Annotated in this window: 19 protein-coding genes, 1 tRNA gene and 1 pseudogene; 14 read left to right on the plus strand and 7 right to left on the minus strand. The window is 33.8% G+C overall.

The genetic code is table 11. From position 1 onward, the window contains the following. Window positions 1–14: 14 nt before the first annotated feature. Both K6T82_RS04130 and K6T82_RS04140 read left to right on the plus strand, forming a co-directional pair. Entirely contained in the window at window positions 15–1,166 is a 1,152-nt protein-coding gene (locus tag K6T82_RS04130; RefSeq protein ID WP_144219352.1) for a hypothetical protein, read from the plus strand. A gap of 343 nt (window positions 1,167–1,509) precedes the next feature. Next, the gene (locus tag K6T82_RS04140; RefSeq protein WP_144219354.1) at window positions 1,510–1,788 is read left to right on the plus strand and encodes a DNA-binding protein; all 279 of its coding nucleotides are present in this window, start codon (window positions 1,510–1,512) and stop codon (window positions 1,786–1,788) included. Between the two features lie 342 nt (window positions 1,789–2,130). Here the strand turns inward: K6T82_RS04140 and K6T82_RS04145 are convergent, their stop codons facing one another. From K6T82_RS04145 to K6T82_RS04170, 6 genes and pseudogenes are all read right to left on the minus strand, one after another. Next, complete coding sequence (locus K6T82_RS04145; protein WP_144219355.1) at window positions 2,131–3,438, minus strand: site-specific integrase; 1,308 nt, start codon at window positions 3,436–3,438, stop codon at window positions 2,131–2,133. A gap of 291 nt (window positions 3,439–3,729) precedes the next feature. Continuing rightward, window positions 3,730–3,810: transfer RNA gene (locus K6T82_RS04150), tRNA-Tyr, on the minus strand. A 487-nt stretch (window positions 3,811–4,297) separates the two neighbouring features. Next, window positions 4,298–4,684 (minus strand): annotated as a pseudogene (locus K6T82_RS24660) (TlpA family protein disulfide reductase); the annotation flags it as partial. Between the two features lie 18 nt (window positions 4,685–4,702). After that, complete coding sequence (locus tag K6T82_RS04160) at window positions 4,703–5,464, minus strand: DUF4369 domain-containing protein (protein WP_223704660.1); 762 nt, start codon at window positions 5,462–5,464, stop codon at window positions 4,703–4,705. Window positions 5,465–5,725: 261 nt separating this feature from the next. Beyond that, window positions 5,726–6,166 carry a KTSC domain-containing protein gene (locus K6T82_RS04165; protein WP_095931645.1) on the minus strand — a complete coding sequence of 147 codons (441 nt, stop codon included), beginning with the start codon at window positions 6,164–6,166 and terminating at the stop codon, window positions 5,726–5,728. Window positions 6,167–6,594: 428 nt separating this feature from the next. Beyond that, complete coding sequence (locus tag K6T82_RS04170) at window positions 6,595–6,840, minus strand: hypothetical protein (protein WP_223704661.1); 246 nt, start codon at window positions 6,838–6,840, stop codon at window positions 6,595–6,597. Window positions 6,841–6,925: 85 nt separating this feature from the next. Between K6T82_RS04170 and K6T82_RS04175 the strand changes: the two genes are divergently transcribed. From K6T82_RS04175 to K6T82_RS04215, 9 genes are all read left to right on the plus strand, one after another. Next, entirely contained in the window at window positions 6,926–7,468 is a 543-nt protein-coding gene (locus K6T82_RS04175) for a hypothetical protein (protein ID WP_223704662.1), read from the plus strand. Then, on the plus strand, window positions 7,468–7,617 hold the full coding sequence (locus K6T82_RS04180) for a hypothetical protein (RefSeq protein WP_223704663.1): 150 nt from the start codon (window positions 7,468–7,470) through the stop codon (window positions 7,615–7,617). Before K6T82_RS04175 ends, K6T82_RS04180 begins: the two co-directional genes overlap by 1 nt. 93 nt (window positions 7,618–7,710) lie before the next feature. Beyond that, the gene (locus K6T82_RS04185; protein WP_223704664.1) at window positions 7,711–7,944 is read left to right on the plus strand and encodes a hypothetical protein; all 234 of its coding nucleotides are present in this window, start codon (window positions 7,711–7,713) and stop codon (window positions 7,942–7,944) included. Then, window positions 7,916–8,314 carry a YchJ family protein gene (locus K6T82_RS04190; protein ID WP_223704665.1) on the plus strand — a complete coding sequence of 133 codons (399 nt, stop codon included), beginning with the start codon at window positions 7,916–7,918 and terminating at the stop codon, window positions 8,312–8,314. Before K6T82_RS04185 ends, K6T82_RS04190 begins: the two co-directional genes overlap by 29 nt. Window positions 8,315–8,420: 106 nt before the next feature. Further along, entirely contained in the window at window positions 8,421–9,539 is a 1,119-nt protein-coding gene (locus tag K6T82_RS04195) for a vWA domain-containing protein (RefSeq protein ID WP_223704666.1), read from the plus strand. Between the two features lie 136 nt (window positions 9,540–9,675). Then, on the plus strand, window positions 9,676–11,139 hold the full coding sequence (locus tag K6T82_RS04200) for a MoxR family ATPase (protein WP_223704667.1): 1,464 nt from the start codon (window positions 9,676–9,678) through the stop codon (window positions 11,137–11,139). Window positions 11,140–11,519: 380 nt separating this feature from the next. After that, complete coding sequence (locus tag K6T82_RS04205; RefSeq protein ID WP_223704668.1) at window positions 11,520–12,374, plus strand: EamA family transporter; 855 nt, start codon at window positions 11,520–11,522, stop codon at window positions 12,372–12,374. Between the two features lie 642 nt (window positions 12,375–13,016). Beyond that, a complete protein-coding gene (locus K6T82_RS04210; RefSeq protein WP_223704669.1) occupies window positions 13,017–14,303 on the plus strand; it encodes a Glu/Leu/Phe/Val family dehydrogenase in 1,287 nt (428 codons plus the stop codon). 304 nt (window positions 14,304–14,607) lie between these two features. Next, the gene (locus K6T82_RS04215; RefSeq protein ID WP_223704670.1) at window positions 14,608–15,831 is read left to right on the plus strand and encodes a sterol desaturase family protein; all 1,224 of its coding nucleotides are present in this window, start codon (window positions 14,608–14,610) and stop codon (window positions 15,829–15,831) included. Between the two features lie 119 nt (window positions 15,832–15,950). Here the strand turns inward: K6T82_RS04215 and K6T82_RS04220 are convergent, their stop codons facing one another. Then, window positions 15,951–17,549, minus strand: a complete 1,599-nt coding sequence (locus tag K6T82_RS04220; RefSeq protein ID WP_223704671.1) for a DUF6377 domain-containing protein — start codon at window positions 17,547–17,549, stop codon at window positions 15,951–15,953. A gap of 481 nt (window positions 17,550–18,030) precedes the next feature. Between K6T82_RS04220 and K6T82_RS04225 the strand changes: the two genes are divergently transcribed. The 3 genes from K6T82_RS04225 to K6T82_RS04235 are packed head-to-tail and all read left to right on the plus strand — an operon-like array spanning window position 18,031 to window position 22,686. Continuing rightward, complete coding sequence (locus tag K6T82_RS04225) at window positions 18,031–18,552, plus strand: DUF5004 domain-containing protein (protein WP_223704672.1); 522 nt, start codon at window positions 18,031–18,033, stop codon at window positions 18,550–18,552. A 7-nt stretch (window positions 18,553–18,559) separates the two neighbouring features. Beyond that, window positions 18,560–19,642, plus strand: coding sequence for a hypothetical protein (locus tag K6T82_RS04230; RefSeq protein ID WP_223704673.1), 1,083 nt, complete (start codon window positions 18,560–18,562; stop codon window positions 19,640–19,642). 29 nt (window positions 19,643–19,671) lie between these two features. Beyond that, the gene (locus tag K6T82_RS04235; RefSeq protein ID WP_223704674.1) at window positions 19,672–22,686 is read left to right on the plus strand and encodes a SusC/RagA family TonB-linked outer membrane protein; all 3,015 of its coding nucleotides are present in this window, start codon (window positions 19,672–19,674) and stop codon (window positions 22,684–22,686) included. The last annotated feature ends 27 nt before the right edge of the window (window positions 22,687–22,713 follow it).

The following is a 22,713-nucleotide window of genomic DNA, read 5'->3' on the forward strand; positions in this document are numbered from 1 at the left end:
GCTTTAAATAATTTATGATAATCAATCTAGCCGATACTGAAATGATGCTGTCGTTTGCCGAGGAAATGGCTTATAACGGGCATCGGTTTGCTGCCTTTAATACCGATGAGGTGACTGATACCGACACAATTGAGTTTTTTAGAAATCCCTTGGATGCGAAGGAGTACTGTCTGATTATGAACAATGATGCGAATTATTTTCAGAGCCTGCCGATTGAATCAGTTATCGACGACTTGCGGGCAGTTTTGAATAGCGGGGCAGATACTTCCGAAAATGAAGCAATAGAACTTACTGGATTTGCCAAAAGGGAAATAGATAGGAGAGAAATTTTAGAAAATAATTTAAATGAAAACGCAATGAATGAGAAAAATTTAGAATACCTGAAAGACCAGTTAAAATATACTGGATTTGGAGAAACGTTCGATGCTGAACTGCGAGAGAACATAATGACGGGAGATAAGGATTTTAAAATCATGCACACCGGCATTATGAACAATGGTCTGCCAAATAAGGATACCTTAACTGTAGAGTTAAACTTCAAAAGGTCTGAGCAGACAGATATGTACTTTTTTAATTCCTATCACGTCAATCTTCAGAAAGAAGAAAACAAACCTGGTCTGGAACAGACCTTCTACATCAACAAAGACAGCGCCAGCATAACAATGAAGGAGGCTTATAATTTGATGGAAGGCAGATCTGTCAATAAAGATCTTAAAAACAAAGAAGGGGAGAGCTATAATTGCTGGCTTAAAATTGATTTTAAACAATCGGAAAATGGTAATTTTAAGCTGAACCAGTACCATCAGAACTACGGCTATGATCTGGAAGCAAGTCTGGCAAAGCATTCAATCAAGGAACTGAATACTCCGCAGTATAAAGAGGATCTTTTGAATTCGCTTAAGAAAGGAAATATTCAGTCGGCGACTTTTGTTGTCGGCGGTGTTGAAAGCAAAATGTATGTGGAGGCAAATCCCCAGTTTAAGACAGTCAATGTCTATGATGCAAACTTCCAGCGAATCAACCATCGAGAGAGCAAGGAAGAAAAAAAGGCCGAATCTCAAAAAGAATCAGTTTCTAAAGATCGCAAACAGAGTACAGATTCAGATGAAGGGGATTCAGGGAAGAAGGATTATAAAGTAAAGAAAAGAAAATCTCCTTCACTTTAAAATTATGGATACTTTAAAGCCTTTATCGGATTTTTTCACCGCAATAAAGAATGATTACCGGATCAGTCCAATGCATATTGCCATTTATGCGGCTTTACTGCAGTTCAGATCCGTTAAGGGCTTTATTAATCCAATTTTTGTATTCAGCTCGGATATTATAGTTATTGCCAAAGTTTCATCTGCAAATACATATCATAAATGTGTCCAAGAGCTTCACCAATATGGATACTTAAAGTATAAACCCTCTTTTAAGAAAACACGAGGGAGTGAAATATATTTTTTGTTTTCAGCCGATGCGGACATCTAAAGGTTCTGCAATTAATAACTTTTATATAATCAAAGGATGAATGAATTTGTGACAAAGGAAGACTTAAAAGAGTTTGGTATTCTTCTGCTTGGTAAAATACAGGCCATAATTAAAGATAAGGATTCTGGGCTGAAAGAAAATTTGGAGTCAGAGTGGATTAGAAGCAAGTCTGTGAGAAAACTGCTTGATATTTCAGCAGGCTCTGTACAGAATCTTAGAATAAGCCAAAAAGTCCGTTTCAAAAAAGTGTTTGGCTCGTATTACTACAATAAGGAAGATCTTCAAAAACTATTTGATGATGAAACAAAACAATAGATTAAAAGAAAGAAATATTATGGATTACATCTCATTGTATATTGATGATCCTAAACTGAATGTCTGGCATCTGTCGATTTTAATAGCAATATTAGGATTAGGGTACAGGCAGGGGCAGAGAAGAAGGATTAAAGTCAGCCGCAGCAAGATTATGGAACTTTCACATGTGAATACGCTGCCCACTTATCATAAATATTTTAAACAGCTCCAGGATTTAGGATACATAAAGTACACGCCATCGTATCATCCGGGTTATAAGAGCGAAGTTAAACTATATAGAAAGAGGCTATCTCAAAATTGTTGAGATAGCCTCTTTTCTGTTGAATATATTTAAATTATTGATCAAGAAGAAATGTTATATTTCTGTTTTATAGCTTGTATTTCTTTTTCCAGTCTTGTGAGAACGGCAAGGTCTGGTTTAGATATTTTGGACTCATTCTTGTTTAGCTTTTTATTCAGAATAGACATTTCACGTCCAATAGTCGCCTGCTCTGTGATAGCGTATGCTTCGGTCTGCTTCACTGATGCATGGCCGAGCAGTTCTTTAACTACGTTTATCGGAACATTGTTATTGAGGGTTACTGTGCTTCCGAAAGTCCGGCGGGCCATGTGTGTGTTGAGCGTAAAAGGAAAACCGCACAATACAGCAATTTCTTTCAGGTACTCATTCATTTTTTGGTTGGATGAAACAGGAAGCACGGTTCCACGCTGCATACATAGGGGGTGCTCTTTATATTTTTCAACTATTTTCAGTGCGTGGGGAAGAAGGGGGACATTAAATGATGAGTTTGTTTTCTGTCTTTCGGACATAATCCATAGATTGCCGTCAATGCCTTCTTTGATATCCGTTTTCTTTAATTGATAAGCGTCTATGTAAGCAAGTCCGGTGTAGCATTGGAAGACAAATACATCCCTTACGACATTCAGCCTGTCAGTTGTGAAATAATGGCTTTCAAGTTCGTATAATTCCTGTGCGGTGAGCGGTTTTTTCACCAGTTTTGTTTTGCGTCCCTTAAAGTTCCTGAATGGATCCTTGGAAATTATTTCCCTATCGATGGCGCGGATTACAATCTTTTTGAAATTTGCAATATACTTGAGGGTGGTGTTGTTGCTGCAGTCGCGTACAGTTCTAAGGTAAAACTCAAAGTCCTTTACAAACTCAAGGTTCAAATCCGCAAATTCAAGATCATCCTTTTTAAGCTTGAACTTTATAAATGCAGTCAAATGGTTTTTGGTAATGGTAAACCGGTCAAGGGTGCCTTTCGCATAGCCTTTTCCAAGAAGCGCCTCCATTTCATCATTATGTTTCTGGAATTCTTCCAGCACCTTAATTTTTGGGGCTGTCCTTCCCAGGATCTCGTCCATAATTTTCTCAGCGGTTATGGTTTTGCCGCTGTACATCATTTCGGTTTTGATTTCATTGATTTTTAAAGTCAGTGAATCCAAAAAAAAGTTCAGCGACTTTGCATCTTCCTTTGAGCCGACCGCTCTTTCGAACCTTTGATCCCATCGCGTATTATCCCATCTTCTCTTAGTTGAACTTTCCCTGCGGATACCGTCAACAGTTATCCTGAAATACACAATCCATTCTCTACTTTCTATTCTGGGTCTTTTTAAAAAGAATCCCAAACCAAAACTGCTTTCCAACATAATCCTACTTTTTAAATTAATAAATGTAGAATAATATCACTGCCAAATCAAGTCGTTAATCTCGTTAACCCCTGTAATATAAGGGATTTTTGCTGTTTCTGGTGCACTTTTCTGTGCACCGGAAAGTGCACCGATTTTGCACCTTTAATTTTGTGGATATTTATAAATATTGAAAATAGGCCTAAAACGAAAAAAACCTGCAAATCCTTGAATTTGCAGGTCTTCAGACATTTTTTGCGCCATTTTGAAAAGATTGAAAACTTTAAATTTTCAGGCTTTTCGGCCTTTCCGTGGGGAGAGCAGGATTCGAACCTGCGAAGTTCACACAGCAGATTTACAGTCTGCCCTCGTTGGCCGCTTGAGTATCTCCCCGATCTCAGCTTGTTGTGCTATGTTGTTCTTAGCGGTGGCAAAGATAGGAACTCTTTCTACATTTCCAAACAAAAAAATGACTTAATTTTAAGTTATTTTTAAGTTATTTTTTAATTCGCTGGATTTGAATAAAATAAAAACTGCTAATTTGAACTTTTTTTTAATTAATTTAAAAAAGAAAGAGTATTCGTACGTTGTTTTTGGTGGTTTTGCTCTCAATTTATTTTTTAGTAAAGTCGTTAAGTACCGCTTTTATTGATAAATTAAATGAATTTCGATAAAAAATAATCCCTTGAAATTAATTACTATTGGACTTTTTCTCAAATTTTAAAACTGTAATATTGATATTTGGGTCAATATTCTAATAATATTTTAAAATATAGTTTTAATTACTTTTGTGTAAAGTGACTTTTTTTTAAAATTTTCGATACGGTATAAAACAAAAAAATCTCCACGAGGGAGATTTTTTTAATTATTTATAGGATGATTATTTTGCTAATAATTCTAAAACTTTAGCCTTTAATTCATCACCTCTTAAATCTTGAGCTACCACTTTTCCTGATGCATCAAGAATAAAAGTTGCAGGAATAGATTCAACATGATATTGTTTTGCAATTGGCTCGTCCCAAAATTTCAGATTAGAAACATGAGTCCAAGTTAAGCCATCTTTTGCGATAGCTTCTTTCCATTTTGCAGCGTCTTTGTCTAAAGAGACTCCAATAATATTTAATCCTTTAGCGTGAAGCTCTTTGTATAAAGCTACTACATGAGGATTTTCTTGTCTGCATGGTCCACACCATGAAGCCCAGAAATCGACAATTGTTACTTTGCCTAAACTCTCTTTAAGAGAGATAACATTTCCTTCTGGATTAGGTGCTGAAAAATCTGCTCTTCAGTTAGCGCTGCCTGGAGCTGGAGCTGTAGCACCAACCGATGGCATTTTTGCTTGACCAAATCTAGTTTTGATTTCTTTTCCTGGAGCAGTATTTTTTACAGACTCATCTAGAGAGTTGTAAAGACCTTCTAATTTTTTCATATCTGCTGCAGGATCGTTCAACATACTTTGAACAATTAAAACAGTAATGAATGATTTAGGGTGAGTTTCAGCATACTTTAAATATTTAGTTTTGCTAGTCTCTTGAACCTCTTTTTGAATAGTCATGTATTGTTTCATCAAACTATTGATAACTGCAGTATCTTGAGCTTGTTGAGCTTGTTGCATTTTTTGATTGTTCTTTTTCTGAAAATCAATTAAGTTTTTTTGAGTTTTTGTCATGTCTTCTGTAAAAGCAACATACTCATCGTTGTTGTAAGTTCCAGAAACTTTTGACTTGTGGATACTATCTTTATCAATAGTAACTTTAATTTCTCCTGTTTCAAGGATTAATGGGATAGGTCCGTTAGCTCCTTGTAAAATTAAAGTATGAAAAGCTGGCTCAGTTACTTTTCCTTTTATTTCAAATTTTCCGTTTTCAACTTTTACTGTATCTAAAGAAATTGGCATTCTTGTAGCTGGATCAGCACCTTGCAAAATGATTGTTTTTCCGTTTTCAATTCCTGTAGCAGTACCTGTAATAAGGTATTCTCCATCTTTAACTTTGCTGCAAGAAATGATAGCTGCAGAAGCTGTAAGTACAAAAAGTATTTTTTTCATTATAAAAAATTAATTAGTTAATTGATTTGTGCAACAAAAGTATCTAAAATTATAGAACATACAGAATTTTGTAACCTAAAATTTTGTTATAGTTTTTTTTAGGTTAAAATGCATTAAATCAACGTGTTTGTTGGCTTTTTTTAATGCAAAACTAGCATTAAGAAACTTATTTGAAATGATTATATTCAATTTTTAAATTTTTAATCATAAAAAAAGCACTCGTTTAACGGAGTGCTTTTTTCTAATATTTAGTGTTTAAACTTATTCTTGGTTTGTTTTCTTTCTCCAAGTAAAAGAGTTTAAAATGTGTCTTTTTGCAAATCTCGCAGGAGAATCAGCATTTACCATTTTCACGTAAGTTGCTTTAGGAACACTGATGTATTCGTAAACACTTCCGTTAGAAAAATCAATAATTAAACGACCTTCGACAAATTTATAATCTGTGATAGAACAAGTTGAAATTGTTTCTGTATACTCAGGTAAATTTAATTTGATAGTATCAGGGTGAATACTTACTAAAAAGTGGTAAGCTTCGATAATCGTTTTACTTTTTTCTTCTGCTTCTTTTAAACCAGCTTCATTTCCCACAAATTTATCAGGATGAGATTCTTTCATCGCATTACGATAAATTGTCTTTAAATCTTTTAACTCTGCAGTTTTTTCTACGTTTAGTAACTTGCGGTATTCAACTATTTTTTTCATAAATAAAAGGTAACTACTTGTCTATTAGTTTGAAATCGTTTTGTTTTAGTTCAAATCGACAAATTTTTTGCAAAGGTACACTTTTTTTTAACTTTTTAGTTTTGATGTAAAAAATATTCAGCAAAGTTGGTTTATTAAAATGTTAAGTTGTTTTTCTTAACCGCAAAGTACGCAAAGAATTACGCAAAGTTCGCAAAGTTTTGTTTTAACGCAGAGAGCACAAAGTTTTTTTTTGAGAATCATTAAAATGAAAAGTTCGCAAAGCTTTGTCGACACAGAGCTTTACGAACTTAATATTTAGATCATGTTTAGTTTCTTAATTTAAAAAACTTAGCGTGCTTTGCGTAATTCTTTGCGTACTTTGCGGTTAAAAATACGTTCCAACAAACAACTTGAAACAAGAAAAACATGAAACCTGAAACAAATAATTATTCCGGTTTATGATTCGCTTTATCGAAGTTTCTTGATTTTTTAGGATATTGTTTGTAGCTCATGTCGCTTGGATTTTCGATAACAGATTTTATTGTAATCCAATCGCCGACTTTAAATTTGGCTTCAACCATTTTATAGTCTAAAAGATATACACCACAGAAATAATTATTATTTTCATCTTTTTCGATAATACCGGTAAAAACTCCTTTTTGCGGCATTTTTTTTTCTAAATCTTTAGACATGATTTTTTTGTTTTGAATTAAAGCACAAAAGTAAGCAATTAATGTTTGGTTTAGGGAGTTCGCCGTAATCTGAGTATATTTGCACATGCAGAAAAATTTTAAACCACATCCTAATTCTTTTAAAAATACTTTTTGTGCTTTTAATGAAGTTCTTCCAGATGCAATTCAAGGATTGAAAAAGCAATTTGAAAGTAAAGCAGGAAGTACTTATTATTATACAGAAGAAGGAATGTACCGCGTTTCGAATCATTGGGGAAGGTTGGCCAACAGCAAATGGCGCTTAATTGCCCGAAATCCAGAAACCGAATCGAAAACTAAAATTGGTTTTGCTAAATGGGAGGAGTTTTATCCAGATAATGCCGAAGAAAAACTGTACTATATAAAAGCAGATTTCGAGAATAATTTGGCTAATTACGAACATAAAAATAATCCGGAATATGATGGAAAAGCGATTTTAAGAACGAGTTTTGAAACCACAAAAAGATTAAAACAAGTTCGTAATCTGCAGCAATTAACTTCATGGGCGAAATATTTCGATTATGATGATATTGATGAATTGAGAAAACAAATTATCAACGAATTGATTTTCACCGAAAAAACGTTAGAACAAATTAAAAGAGAGGTGTAATGGGAAGAAATAACGAAAGAAACATCAAAAAGCACAACGATAAATTGCACAAAGCTCAAGCGAAAGCCAAACAAGCCGAAATTTCACGCAAAGAAAAGTTGAAGGAAATAATGAAAAAATTCAACGAAAGTAAAAACGAAGAGGAATAAAAATGGTTTCAAGTTTCAGGTTTCACGTTCCAAGTTAACCTGAAACCTGAAACTTGAAACTTGAAACTTGAAACAAAAACAACAAAAGAACACATGAATAGTAAATTCGATGAATTAAAAGCAAACGTACAGGAAATCATTGATTTGATTGCTGCGAAAAACGACAGAGAAGCAAACAATAAATTATTGGAAGTAAGCGAAACATTAGACGAAATGATTGATTTTGCTGAAGAAGATGAAGAAGTTCGCGAAATAACGCGTTACCAAGTTTTATTGAATCAGCTTCACGTTAAAATTAATGGAGAAGAACCGGTTGATGGAGAGTAAAAAATGCTACTGCGACACAGGACTGCTTTTTGAAGATTGCTGTGGATTATATCTGAATAACAATCAAAAAGCACCTTCAGCATTAACTTTAATGCGATCAAGATATTCTGCGTATGCGACTCATAATGCCGATTATTTGATGGGAACCACTTATGTTTCGGAGCGAAAATATTATTCAAAATCAGAAATTTTAAGATGGGCGGTATCGAATAAATGGCAGAAATTAGAGATTTTGAGTTCTTCTGAAAACACTGTAGAATTCAAAGCTTACTTTTTAGATTCAGCTAATAAACCTCAAGTGCATTACGAATTCTCTATTTTTAAATTCGAAAATGGTGCTTGGTATTATTTGGACGCAAAGTTTGAATAATTATTATATCTAACACTGTTAGTCCTGATTTTTGGTTAAATATTTTAACTAAAAATTAATAAACTATTCGTTTTTCATAATTCCAAAAAGATGTAATTTTAGAATTATGAAAAACGAATTTAAAAAAGGCTTTTATTTTAAGACTTACGAAGCTCCTTTTCAGTCTCCGTTTGACAAACTTTTTACGATTTTTAAAGAGTTAATCACCCATACTTCGGGCGATTTTGATGAAGCAATTAGCTGGCTTCGGGAACTGGATGTCGAATACAAACTTACCGACGAAAATTATACTATTGACGATTTTATCGAAGACCTAAAGAAAAAAGGATACATCAGAGATGAAGTAAAAGGTGATGGAAGTAATGGTTTTGGAATAACTGCCAAAACAGAAAGAGCAATTAGACAACAAGCTTTAGATCAGATTTTCGGAAACTTGAAAAGATCTGGAAGCGGAAATCATAAAACAAAACATGCCGGAAATGGCGATGAACATACTGGAGAATTCCGTGAATTTAATTTTGGCGATAGTTTAGAAAGAATTTCGTTAACTGAAAGTCTTCGAAACGCCCAAATTAATAATGGTGTTGATGCTTTTAAACTAACAGAAAACGATTTGGTTGTCGAAGAAGCACAGTACAAAGCACAAATGAGTACGGTTTTGATGATTGACATTAGTCACAGTATGATTTTGTACGGAGAGGATAGAATTACGCCTGCTAAAAAAGTTGCAATGGCTTTAGCGGAATTAATCACAACAAGATACCCTAAAGATACGTTAGATATTTTAGTTTTTGGAAATGATGCCTGGACGATTCCGATTAAGGATTTGCCTTATTTGCAAGTTGGACCTTATCATACCAATACCGTTGCGGGTTTGCAATTGGCGATGGATATTCTTCGCAGAAAGCGAAATACCAACAAACAAATTTTTATGATTACCGACGGAAAACCAAGCTGCGTTCGCGAACGTGATGGTTCTTATTATATGAACAGTAATGGTTTGGATGAATATATTGTCGATAAATGTTACACGCAAGCACAACAAGCTAGAAAACTTCATATTCCGATTACGACTTTTATGATCGCTCGAGATCCGTATTTACAGCGTTTTGTGAATCAGTTTACCGAAGCCAATCAAGGAAAAGCATTTTATACCGGATTGAAAGGTTTGGGTGAAATGATTTTTGAGGATTATGAAGCGAATAGGAAGAAGAGAGTTAAATAAAGGTGCTAAGTTGCTAAGACTCTAAGTTTCTGAGTGACAAAGTAACAAAGTAACAAAGGTTTCTTTTGAGGGCGAATAAACGCAACGCTCATTTCTTTAAAAACAAAACAATAATAAAAATTTACATTTCAACACAATGGAAATAAATACTATAAAGACTTTAGGTCAATTAAAAGCCGCTGGATATAAAACTACAAGCATAAAAGACGAATTGCGTAATAATCTTCGCGAGAAAATTAAATCGGGGAAACCTGTTTTTGAAGGTGTTCACGGATTTGAAAATACCGTAATTCCAGAATTGGAACGTGCGATTTTGTCTCGTCATAATATTAATTTATTAGGACTTCGCGGTCAGGCAAAAACGCGTTTGGCGCGTAAAATGATTGAATTATTAGACGAATATATTCCGTTTGTGGAAGGTTCGGAAATTAACGATGATCCCCTAAATCCGATTTCTCGTTTTGCAAAGGATTTAATTGCAGAAAAAGGAGATGAAACGCCAATTTCTTGGTTGCACAGAAGTGAACGCTTTTTCGAAAAACTGGCAACTCCAGACGTAACAGTAGCCGATTTAATTGGAGATGTTGACCCAATTAAAGCGGCTAATTTAAAACTATCTTACGCAGATGATCGTGTAATTCACTTCGGAATGATTCCGAGAGCGAATCGTTGTATTTTTGTAATTAATGAGTTACCCGATTTACAAGCTAGAATTCAAGTTGCTTTATTCAATATTTTGCAGGAAGGCGATATTCAAATTAGAGGTTTCAAATTGAGAATGCCTTTGGATATGCAATTTGTTTTCACGGCAAATCCAGAAGATTATACCAATAGAGGAAGTATTGTAACGCCTTTAAAAGATAGAATTGGTTCGCAGATTTTAACGCATTATCCAGAAAGTATCGAGATTGCGAGAACGATTACGGAACAAGAATCAAAATTAGATCAAAATCAAACCGATGTTGTTTATGTTCCAAGTTTGGCTAGAGATATTTTAGAGCAAATTAGTTTTGAAGCTCGCGAAAGCGAATACATCGACAATAAAAGTGGTGTAAGTGCGAGAATGAGTATTACGGCATTCGAAAACTTAATTAGTACAGCAGAACGACGTGCTTTGATTTCTGGTGTTGATAAAACGTCATTACGTTTGTCAGATTTTGTTGGAATCATTCCAGCAATCACAGGAAAAGTAGAATTGGTTTACGAAGGAGAGCAGGAGGGAGCCGATGTTGTAGCGGAAAGTCTGATTGGTTCTGCCATTAGAACTTTATTCCCAGAATATTTCCCTAAAATTGAAAAATTAGAAAAGCCAGACGAAAAAACGCCATATTCTGATGTTGTAGAATGGTTTTTCGCGGAAAGCGGATTCGAATTATTAGATGATGCTTCAGACAAGGAATACAAAAGTATTTTAGACGAAGTAACTCCGCTTGACGAATTATTAAAAAAATACCAGCCTCAATTGGCAAAAGAAGATGTTTATTTCATGAAAGAATTCATTCTTTGGGGATTGGTTGAATATAAAAAACTGAGCAAAGACCGTTTTGCAAAAGGAAATCAGTTTAGAGATATTTACGGAAGTTATATTAGTAAATTCTAAAATTATATTTAATAATATACTTAAACCCAATAGATGTTGAAATCTGTTGGGTTTATTTTTTTTAAACATAGAAACATAGAATTTTAGATTTGTAAAAGGTAATTGAAAGAAACTAGTTTCTAACACATAGATTCATTCCTATTGTCATCCTGAGCGAAGTCGAAGGACACGCTAGAAGCTCTACAAAGATTGGCGAATTTCTATGAGGAGTTACTTTGTGTCCTTCGACTTCGCTCAGGATGACAAAAAGATAAAAACTTGAAATTGCTAAGTCAATTTATACAAGTAAAAAATAATTTCTATCTGGTCTATCTTGTTTTTCAAAACTGGTTGAATCTTTATCGTTACTAATAATTACTTTTACAATCCAAAAAAAAATTATGTTATTCCTTATATTAAGTATTCTTTGCAGTGTTGTTGTTGGCGTTATATTCAAGGTTTCTAGAAAGTATAATGCTAATCCGTCACAAATTATTTCATTCAATTATATCGCTGCGATTACGCTTTGTTACTTTACTTTTACGCCAGATCTTAACGCTTTAGATGATAAAGCGCCATTAGAAATTTATACTTCCATTGGAATTTTACTTCCAATATTATTTCTTTTTTTAGCACTTTCTATAAAATATATGGGAATTGCAAAAACAGATGCAGCGCAGAGATTATCTCTTTTTATTCCGATTTTGGCGGCTTGGCTGTTGTTTAATGAAGGATTTAATACTTATAAAGTTATAGGAGTTTTGGTAGGTTTTGCAGCGCTTTTATTCATTTTGAAAAAGCCATCAGACAATACAGAAAACAAATGGATTTATCCCTCAACAGTTTTACTTGGTTTTGGAGTTATTGATATTCTTTTCAAGAAAATCGCTTTATATACGGTTGTTCCTTATACAACCTCTTTATTTTTTGTTTTTCTAATTGCTTTTGCGGTTTCTATTCTTATTGTGATATATAAGTTATTTGTAGCGAAAGAAAATTTTGTTCTAAAAAGCATTCCTTTCGGAATATTGGTTGGAATTTTCAACTTTGGTAATATATTATTCTACTTAAAAGCACATAAAGCATTTGCTGAAAATCCGTCAACTGTTTTTGCAGGAATGAACATGGGGGTAATTATTTTAGGAACACTTATAGGTGCTTTTTTCTTCAAAGAAAAACTATCTAAAATCAATATTTTGGGATTGGTTTTGGCTTTAGTTGCTGTAGTTTTTATCTTTTTGTCACAATTGCAGTAATTTTTTTTAAACGATAATCCTTTGATTTTTAAATGATTTTATGTTGTGTTTTTAATTAATTGAATTTAATTCTACTAATTCTATAGAATTTATAAATATAATTTTGTAGCTTTGTCTCAACAATGAAAAACTATAGCCGAAATATTATGACGTCTTTCAAATGCAGCTTTGCGATGTGCTGCATGATGAATCACGTTTTGAAATGGCGTTAATAGAGAAAGTACTTGTTAGTTATTTTTTTTTTAGCCTTTCATTGCACCATGAAAGGCTTTTTTTTGAATCATTAAAAAATCTAAATATGAGAACGAATAGAAATATGAAAATTTTGATGCGCCGATGCTTGATAAAGATTCCGTGTTGCATCTAATAGGAATAAGAAAGGAATGAATTTTCGACGAAGAAAATGAAATGAATAACCCGTTCGAGGAAATAAAATTTAAACACATAGAGACATAGGTTTTATTGTTTCGTTTAAGAGTAAAGAAAAAGCAAGCTTTAACACATAGCCATACTATGTGTTTTGAAATTAGTGAAACGCCTTTTTTAAGTTTACAAAAGCTATGTCTCTATGTGTTAAAATTAATTTCACTCAGCGATTTAATAATCATAAAAAAGATAACCCAAACCTAAAAACTATAAATTATGAGTTCAGAAATTATAAAACATAATCCGTTTCAATCGATGATTGATCGCTTTAATATCGCTGCAGACATTTTAAACTTAGATAATTCTATCAGACAAAAATTGCAGCGTCCAGAAAAACAAATCACGGTAAACTTCTCCATCACTTTGGATAATGGAAACGTTCAGAATTTTGAAGGATATCGTGTAATTCACAACACAGCTTTAGGACCTTCAAAAGGCGGAATTCGTTACGATACCGCAGTGAATATTGATGAAGTAAAAGCACTTGCCGCCTGGATGACTTGGAAATCTGCTGTAACTGGAATTCCCTTTGGTGGTGCAAAAGGCGGCATTATTTGCGATCCGAGAAATCATTCTAAAACAGAATTAGAAAAAATTACAAGAGCATATACGAAAGCTTTAGCCGATATTTTCGGACCAGAAAAAGATGTTCCCGCTCCAGACATGGGAACAGGACCAGATGAAATGGGTTGGCTAATGGATGAATTTTCATTATTACACGGAAGACCAATTCATGCCGTAGTAACAGGAAAACATCTGCATTCTGGCGGATCTTTGGGTAGAGTTGAAGCAACAGGAAGAGGAGTGAGCATTGTTACACTTTTGGCACTTCAAAAACTAAAAATCAGACCAGCAAGAGCTACAGCAGCCATTCAAGGATTTGGAAATGTTGGATTACATTCTGCTTTATTTCTTCATGAAAAAGGAGTGAAAGTTGTTGCAGTGAGCGATGTTTCAGAAGCATTTTACAACCCAAACGGGATTAATATTCCAGAGCTGATTTTGTATTATAATTTGAATAATAAAACCATAAAAGGGTATCCAAATTCGGTTGCCATAAAACATGAAGATTTATTGCTTTTAGATGTCGATGTTTTGATTCCGGCTGCGAAAGAAGATGTAATTACACAGAAAAATGCAAAAGACATTCAAGCAAGAATTATTATTGAAGCAGCAAACGGACCCGTTTCTTCAGATGCAGATCAGATTTTGCATGATAAAAATATATTAGTTGTTCCTGATATTTTGGCCAATGCCGGTGGTGTTACGGTTTCTTATTTCGAATGGCTTCAGAATTCACTTTTGGAGTCTTGGAGAATTCACCAGATTAATAAACGTCTGGAAGATATATTAGAAAAAGGTTTTGATACTGTTTTTAGAGTGGCAGTAAAACATGATGTAACGCCTCGCATTGCTGCTTATATTATTGCTTTGAAAAAAGTAGCCGAAACACAGTCGGTTAAGGAAGTTGCTTTGGAAGCTCCTTTATTTAAGCAGAATTAAATCAGGTTAATTCGTAAAAGATCATTTTCGTTGATTACGTTTTTGTCTCTCCTAAAAGAACGTAATTGATGGAAATGTCTTTTTCGTTTGACTTATTAAAACGTTGGGTAGAATTATTAAACACATAGGAACATAGTTTTTAGAGGTCTATAGTGGGCGTTTGACTAGTTTAAATGCACATAGCTATGTGTTAAAGCTTGCTTTTTTTGTAATCTCAAACAGAAGTAATAAAATCTATGTTTTTATGTGTTTAAAATTAAATTACCTCAATACATAATTTTAGAATAGAAAAATATCATACAAAATGAAAAATATCAATTTTCTAGCATTTGCCATGCCGGCCTTTTTTCTTTTTTTGTTTTTAGAATATAAGCTTGCTCAACGCAGAAAAAAGCCTGAAATTTTTAATTATGAAAGTTCTGTTTCTAACATTTCCATCGGAATTGCAGAGCGTTTGATTAATTTATTTGTCGCCGCCAGTTTTTACCAATTGTATTATTTGATTTATGATGATTATAGAATATTTGAGATTCCGAGTAATGCTTTAGTTTGGTTTGCTTTAATTCTTGCAACCGATTTTGTCTGGTATTGGTATCATAGACTTGGGCATGAAGTCAATTTTTTCTGGGCAGCGCATATTGTGCATCATCATAGCGAAGAATTTAATTTTACTGCCGCAGCTAGAATTACAACATTTCAAGCGATTATTCGAACGGGATTTTGGTGCATTTTGCCTTTCATTGGTTTTCATCCCACAATGGTCATTACAATGCTGATTGTTCACGGCGCTTATTCTTTCTTTACCCATACGCAACTTATCGGAAAAATAAAATGGCTGGAATATGTATTTGTAACGCCTTCTGTTCATGGTGTTCATCATGCTTCTGATGAAAAATATCTGGACAAAAATTACGGCGATATGTTCACGTTTTGGGATCGACTTTTTGGAACTTTCCAAACTGAAGAAGAAAAACCAAAATACGGATTAACGCATCCGCTAAAAAGTTATAGTTTCTTGTGGCAACATTTTCATTATTACTTTGAAATCTACGAATTATGGAAACGCTCCAACGGATTCAAAGCAAGGTGGAAAGCCGTTTTCGGAAGTCCAGCCGATATGGATCAAGATATTCGTCCAACTCTTGAAAAGCGTTTTCTGCAGGATAAAGCAGCGCCAAATCAACGACTTCGATTCAAAAATTACCTTTATATTCAGTTGGGAATTTGTACTCTTATCTTAACCGTTTTTACTTATTATTTTGATTATTTAGAAAGTTATGATAAGATATTTGTGCTTTCGTTAGTCATTATAACTTTAATCAATTGTGGCGCTTTACTAGAACAACGCAAATGGATTTATTACCTAGAATATGCTCGTCTCGCCATGATTTCGACTTATTTTTTATATGAAGAAGATTTGCTGATGTTTTTCTTTGTGCCAATTGCGATTATGATTTTTGTAGAGCAATTGTTTTCGTTGAGTAAGATTTATCAGAATACTATTTTGCAATTGGAAAGTGTTGAGTGAAAATTTTTCCGCCACGAATTCACGAATTTTTATTTAAAATGATACGTGAAATTTGTGCGCAATAATTACACGAACTGATTGGAAAAAATAAAATTCGTGAATTCGTGGCGAAAAAAAAATTAAATCGTTTTTATCTCCATAATCTTCTGCTCAAAAGTATCCTTGAAATCAGATTTGCTTTTAATTCGGGTTTTGTAAGTATAAATTGTAGCTACAGAAAGTTCCAGGAATTCTGCCATTTGATTGCTGTCTTGAATTCCTAATCGATACAAAGCAAAAATTCGTAATTCTGTATTTAATAACTCCCCTTTTTTGACAATGCATTTATGATCATTCGGGAATAACTTATTGAAATCTGTTACAAATGTCGGGAACAGTTTTAAGAAGATTTCGTCAAATTGATGGAATAAATTTTCTCGTTCTTCCTTCACGTTATAACGCTTTAAACTCGCAATAACTTCATCTGTTTTTTTAGTGATGATTTTATGCAAAGTACTTTTCTGAATGTGATCTATTTTATTAATGAAAGCCGAAGTGGCTTTAATGAAATACGTAATATATTCTTCTTTAATGGCATTGGCTTCGCTTAAACTCACATTCATTTCTTGTAATTTCAAATAAGAATCTGCCATGATTTTTCTGGCTTTGTTCTTTTCTTTTAATTGTTTGAAAATGATACCAAGAAAAACAAAAATAATAACAGTGAGAATTGTCAACAGAATAATGATTTTTTCCAGTTTATCATTTTTATCTTTTACATTGTTTAATTGTGCTTTTTCTATAATAGGAAGGATCGACGAAATTTCAATTTTTCGATGTCTGGCATTATAAAAAGTAGCATCATCCATTGCAATGTTGATGTATTCATTGGCTTTATCCAAATAACCCATTTTAAAGAGTTCGTTGGCTAAATTTCGAAGCGCTACGGTTTCTTTGGTTGCATTTTTAACGTCGGCAACGGCTGCCATGGCTAAATATTGAATGGCTTTTTTAGTATAACCTCGTTCGGAATATATGTAACCGAGACTCGAAGTAGCAATTCCGTAATATTCTGGAGGAAGATTATAGTTGTTAATCCAATAACTGAAAGCGAATTCGGCTCCACGCCAATCTTGCTGTTTCAAGCGTTTTAAACTTTCTGCAGCCCAATATTCATTGGTATTGGTTCCGATTAACTCCAAGGCTTTTTTCAAGAAATGATTTCCTTGTTGGATATAATGAATGTTAAAACGCTGATCACGATTATAATCGGCTAAATCATAATAGGCGCGGGCTTTGATGTTGTAATATTCGAATTTGTTTCTTTGATCCAGTTTGCTATCATCAATTACATTTAGTGTATCAATTGCTTCTTTAAAAAGTCCTGAAGACAAAAGTACAAAACCCTCTTTGATTCGGCTTTTAGACAAAAATTTGGGATCTTTTAAAATTTTGGCTTTGATTTTTGATTGTTCCAAATAATAATAAGCCGAGTCGTATTTGAAAGATTTGTACTCGTCAAACAAAGCCATGTAACAATTGTATAGATCTTCATTGTTTTGGCTTAGCGTAAACTTAGATACGTTTTTCTTTAAGGCTTCAATTTTTCGATATTTCTGTTTCAGGTAAACATCTTTTTTTAAGAGTACCTGATCTAATTCTTCTAAATATGGATTTGTCTCTTTCGCAGTTAAAGAAAATCCTGAAATGAAGAAAAACAGTATGAATATTCTTCGCATGATTTAGGTTTGGTTTAGGGTAAGGTTGGTTTTTTGTATAGTTAGTTAATTCGTTTTAAGATTAAAATGAGCTTGAAATTAATTGAAAATCTGGCTTTCAGGAATTTTGTAATTCGTTTAATAACATCGCTTTAAAAGATGATTTTTGAAGGGAAAACTAGCGGTAAATGTTAAAAACGGTCAATTTATTTGCAATTATACAATAAAAAGAGGTTATATAAATGCATAGTGAAAAAAATATACTAAATATTTTGCATATTGTCATTTTTACCATTAAAAAAACACTGTTTTTTATCTAAACAAGACCTTGATTTTTTATTTGTAAAAATAATTATAAATTATTGACTTTTAGTTGTTTATGGTTTAAAATGTCTGAATTATATCTTGATTTTTCTCAGATATTTTTTTTAGGATTTATTTAACTTCTAGCTTCGCTGTATCCTTTTGAAGGGGATAACAAACTAACAAAAACCAAAATTTTATGAAATGTAAAAGTCTTTATTGGATAGCTTTTATGATGTGTTTTTTTGCCATTGGCTGCGATAACACAGAAGACGGAAGCTACGTAGATCCGATTACCCTTTATGAAAAAGTAAATGGGAATTGGGCATTAACAAATCTCAAAATGGTCGACGAAGTTGCCAAGGCAAATAAGATCGAACCAAATGAAGAAAACTTGAGCACTTATTTCAATTACGAAGATTTCAAAATCAAATTCAACGTAGACGAAAAAAACCAGCCAACAAGTTACGAAGTTACTGGAAATGTCCCTCCGTTATTCGCTCCAAAGGGCTACTGGGCATTAAGTTCAGATTTTCAACCAACAAATGGTGGTGCAAACAAAATCTATTTGTACAGTGATGCACAGAAAACAACCAAAACAGATGAACTTAGATTAATTTCTGTTCCTGGAAAAAATGAAGAAATGCAGATTCAGTTAACCCGTACCTCAGGCGGAGTAGATTTTGTGTCTTATGTATTTAAATTAACTGCTATTAATTAAAAGTAATATGAAAAAGTTTATATATACAATTTTCCTTGCCTTGTTAATGGCTCCTAATTTTATTCAGGCGCAGGAAACAGCAGGTGCAGTAGGACCAATGTCATCATTTCCTGTTGTGTACAAATACGATGAAAAAGTGACGTGGTATTTTGATCTTTCGGGAACCACATTTGCAGAAACAGAAGATCTTTATATCTGGATTTGGTCACCTTCTGAGCCAGATGCAGGACATTGGGAAAACTCTTCAGATTTTGCAAAACTAAAATATGAAGGAAATAAAATTTGGAGTTTTACTTTAACGCCAACCGTTTATTTTACTAAAACTCCGGCAGAAATTGCAGCAAGTGCAGGATTTTGGTTTCGTTTAAAAAACAAAAACGGATCGAAACAAAGTGAAGTAGCAAATATGCCTTACACGGATTTCACTTCTTTTTATACTTCAAATGAGTTAATTAGATCATATCCTTCAAAACCTTTAATCGATAAACCAGTTAGTATTTTATTCAATGCAAATCTAAAAGAGGGTTTTGCAGGTGTTGAAAGTGTTCATTTTCATAGTGGCTTAAACAATTGGGCTGTTTTACAAGAATATCAGGCGTGGCTTCCAGATGTTTCTGAAAAAACAAAATTGAAAGATTTAGGAAATGGTTTCTATAGAATGGATTTGATTCCGCAGCAATACTACAATCCGCCAGCAGGTTTTGTTATGGAAAACATCACTTTCTTGATGGTAGCAAAAGATTGGACAACAAATTCGGGTGACCAGATTATTTATGCAGGAGAATTTATTCCGCCGCCACCGCCAAGTTTCAGCTTTTTTCCATTGCAAATCAGTCAAAAAGATTTTCTGGGAATGTCAAGAAAAAACAATGAAGTAGGCGTAAATAAATTGATTTACACGATTACAGCGGGCACAAAAACGATTTCTGGTGAGTTTACTGGAGGAACTACAGAAATTAAGGGTTTTGTCAATCTGGTAACAGAATTAAACGGACTTCCGAATTTGAACGAAATTCATGTTTTGGTTAAAGACAACAAAGACAAAACGATTTCGGATACGATGATTCCGCTAAAAACTCTAGACAAATAATTCACTATTAAATTAAAACACCAATTCTAATGAATAGTAAAAATATAAAAAGCGTCCTGCATGAAATGTGGACTGCTAAAGGAGCGGTATTGATGATTTTTATGCTTTTTCTTTCTGCCGGTGCATTCGCGCAGACGAAAAAACAAATCACAGGGACCGTTTATGACAATACAGGAACGGTATTGCCAGGAGCTTCTATCATTGAAGTAGGAACAAAAAACGGAACTACAACAGATTTTGATGGAAAATTCAGCCTTCAGGTAGCCGCAGGAAGTGCAATTGAGATTTCGTTTATCGGAGCTACAACACAGAAAGTTCAGATTACTGGAAATAATAATTATGAGGTCCGTCTGCAAAATGATGGTTATGCATTGGCAGAAGTTCAAGTTGTTTCTGTAGGGTATGGAAAAGTAAAAAAATCAGATTTGACTGGAGCCATTTCTACAGTTGGAGCAGATGATTTGGTAAAAGGAACGATTTCTTCTACAGAACAAGTTTTGCAAGGAAAAGTAGCGGGATTGAATATTATTCGACCTTCTGGAGATCCTGCCGCAGGTTCTACAATTCGTCTTCGCGGAGGAACTTCTTTAACAGCAAGTAATAGTCCGCTTATTGTGGTAGATGGAATTGCAGGCGTTGATATCAATGTTGTTCAACCTTCAGATATTAAATCGGTTGACGTTTTGAAAGACGCTTCTGCAACTGCAATTTATGGTTCTCGTGGAGCAAACGGAGTAATTATGATTACTACAAAATCTGGAACAAAAGGCGTTTCTGTTGTTTATAACGGACAAACTAGTTTCGGTTATGTGAATGATAATTTAGATCTTCTTTCAGCAAATCAATGGAGAGGTTATGTTCGTCAAAACGGACTAGCAGATGCAGTAGATTATGGCGGAAATACCAATTGGCAAAAAGCAATTGAACAAACTGCTATTTCTCAAACACATACTTTAAGTATCAATTCTGGAAAAGCAGACAGCGGTTTTAGAACTTCACTTTCGTACTTAAACAACGAAGGAGTTATTAAAAAATCTGGTTTAGAAAGATTAAGCGGAAATGTTAGTGCTTACCAATTTCTTGGAGACAATAAAGAAGTAAAATTCGATATGGGATTATTTGCCAATATCGACAAATGGCACCCGATTGATTATAGAATTTTTGAAAGAGCGTATAACTTAAATCCAACGATTCCGGTTTACGATTCAAATGGAAATTTCAGCGAAGTAACAGGAAATATTTATCAAAATCCGGTTGAGATTTTAACCAACAGAACATTTGATAGCGAAAGACACAGACTTTTAGGATATTTTAAAACAGATGTAAAATTCCTTAATGATTTTACCGCTACAGCTAATATTTCGTTAGAACATAATGCAGTGAAAGGTGCAACATATAAACCATCTTATGCCGTTATGGAAGGTCAGACTGAAGGGGGTTTTGCACAAAGAAATTATGGAGAATACACCAATGCGCAAGGTGAATTGTATGTGAATTACAGCAAAATTATCGACAAACATAATATAGGTGCATTAGCTGGATATTCATATCTGGAAAATATCTATCAAGGTTTTGGAGCACAAAGAGGTGGTTTTGTAACAGATGCTTTTAGTTATAACAACTTGGGCGCTGGATATAATTATCGTTTGAGCGATGTGTATTCATACAAAGGAAAATCAAATTTAGTTTCTTTCTATGCTCGTGCGAATTACAGTTATGATGGGAAATATTTACTAACAGCAACGGTAAGACGTGATGGATCAAGCCGTTTTGGAGAAAATAATAAATGGGGAACTTTTCCTTCTGCCTCTGCAGCGTGGAGAATTTCTAATGAAGAATTTATGGAATCTTCAAAAGGTTGGTTGGACAACTTAAAAGTGAGAGTCGGTTATGGAGTAACTGGAAATCAGGACGGAATTGGAGAGTATAAATCACTTTCAATTTTAGGAGTTGGAAATGACAGTTACTATGATCCGGTTACTAAAACTTGGAGTTTGGCTTATTCTCCAAAACAAAACCCAAACCCTGATTTGAAATGGGAATCTACAGAGCAACTTAATATTGGTTTTGATTTCGGACTTTTTAATAGAATTTCAGGATCTTTTGAATATTATTCTAAAACAACAAAAGATTTATTATACACTTATGAAGTGCCTCAACCTCCATATTTAGTGGGTACAATGTTGGCAAACGTTGGTGAAATGTCTAATAAAGGAGTAGAATTAACTTTAAATGCTGATATCGTTAAAGGAGATAAATTCAACTGGAATGCTAATTTGACATTGGGACATAACGTTCAAAAAATCGAAAAGCTTTCTAATCCAACTTATAAAACAGACGTTATTTACAGCGGATCGCTTCATGGATTGGCTGGTATGTCAGGACAATATTCTCAAATTATTGCTGAAGGATATCCGGTTGGAACTTTCTGGGGATTCAAAAACGCTGGTTTAGATGCTGATGGAAAAATTCAGTACTACAATGCTGCTAACGAGGTGGTGGCAGAAAGCGCTTTGGTGGATGCAGATAAAAGAGATTTAGGAAATATTCAGCCAGATTTGACTTTAGGAATTGGAATGAATTTTACTTACGGAAACTTTGATCTTGGAATTTCAGGATACGGAATGTTTGGTCAAAAAGCATTAAATGCAACCAATATGATGTTGAACGATCCGAACAGATTACCAGCGTTTAATGTTCCAGACGATTTCTTAAACAGCGGAATCACGTCGGCTCCAAAATATTCAGATTACTGGATTGAAGATGCTTCATTCTTCAGATTGCAAACCTTATCTCTTGGTTACACTTTACCATTAAAATACAAAAAATCTAAAGTTAGAATGTATGTAATGGGAGAAAATCTATTTGTAATTACAGGTTATAAAGGAGTAGATCCAGAGATTGGCTTAAATGCTCAAGACGGAATTAATCAAACTGGAGTTATGGATCAAACTGGTTTGGCAGCTCCTGGAATAGACCGATATAATAATTATCCTCGACCAACTACGATTTCTGTTGGACTAAATTTTACGCTGAATAATTAAGCGAATTGATAACCATAAAATACTAAA

Origin of the sequence: Flavobacterium potami, assembly GCF_020026915.1 — a bacterium.
GTDB lineage: Bacteria > Bacteroidota > Bacteroidia > Flavobacteriales > Flavobacteriaceae > Flavobacterium > Flavobacterium potami.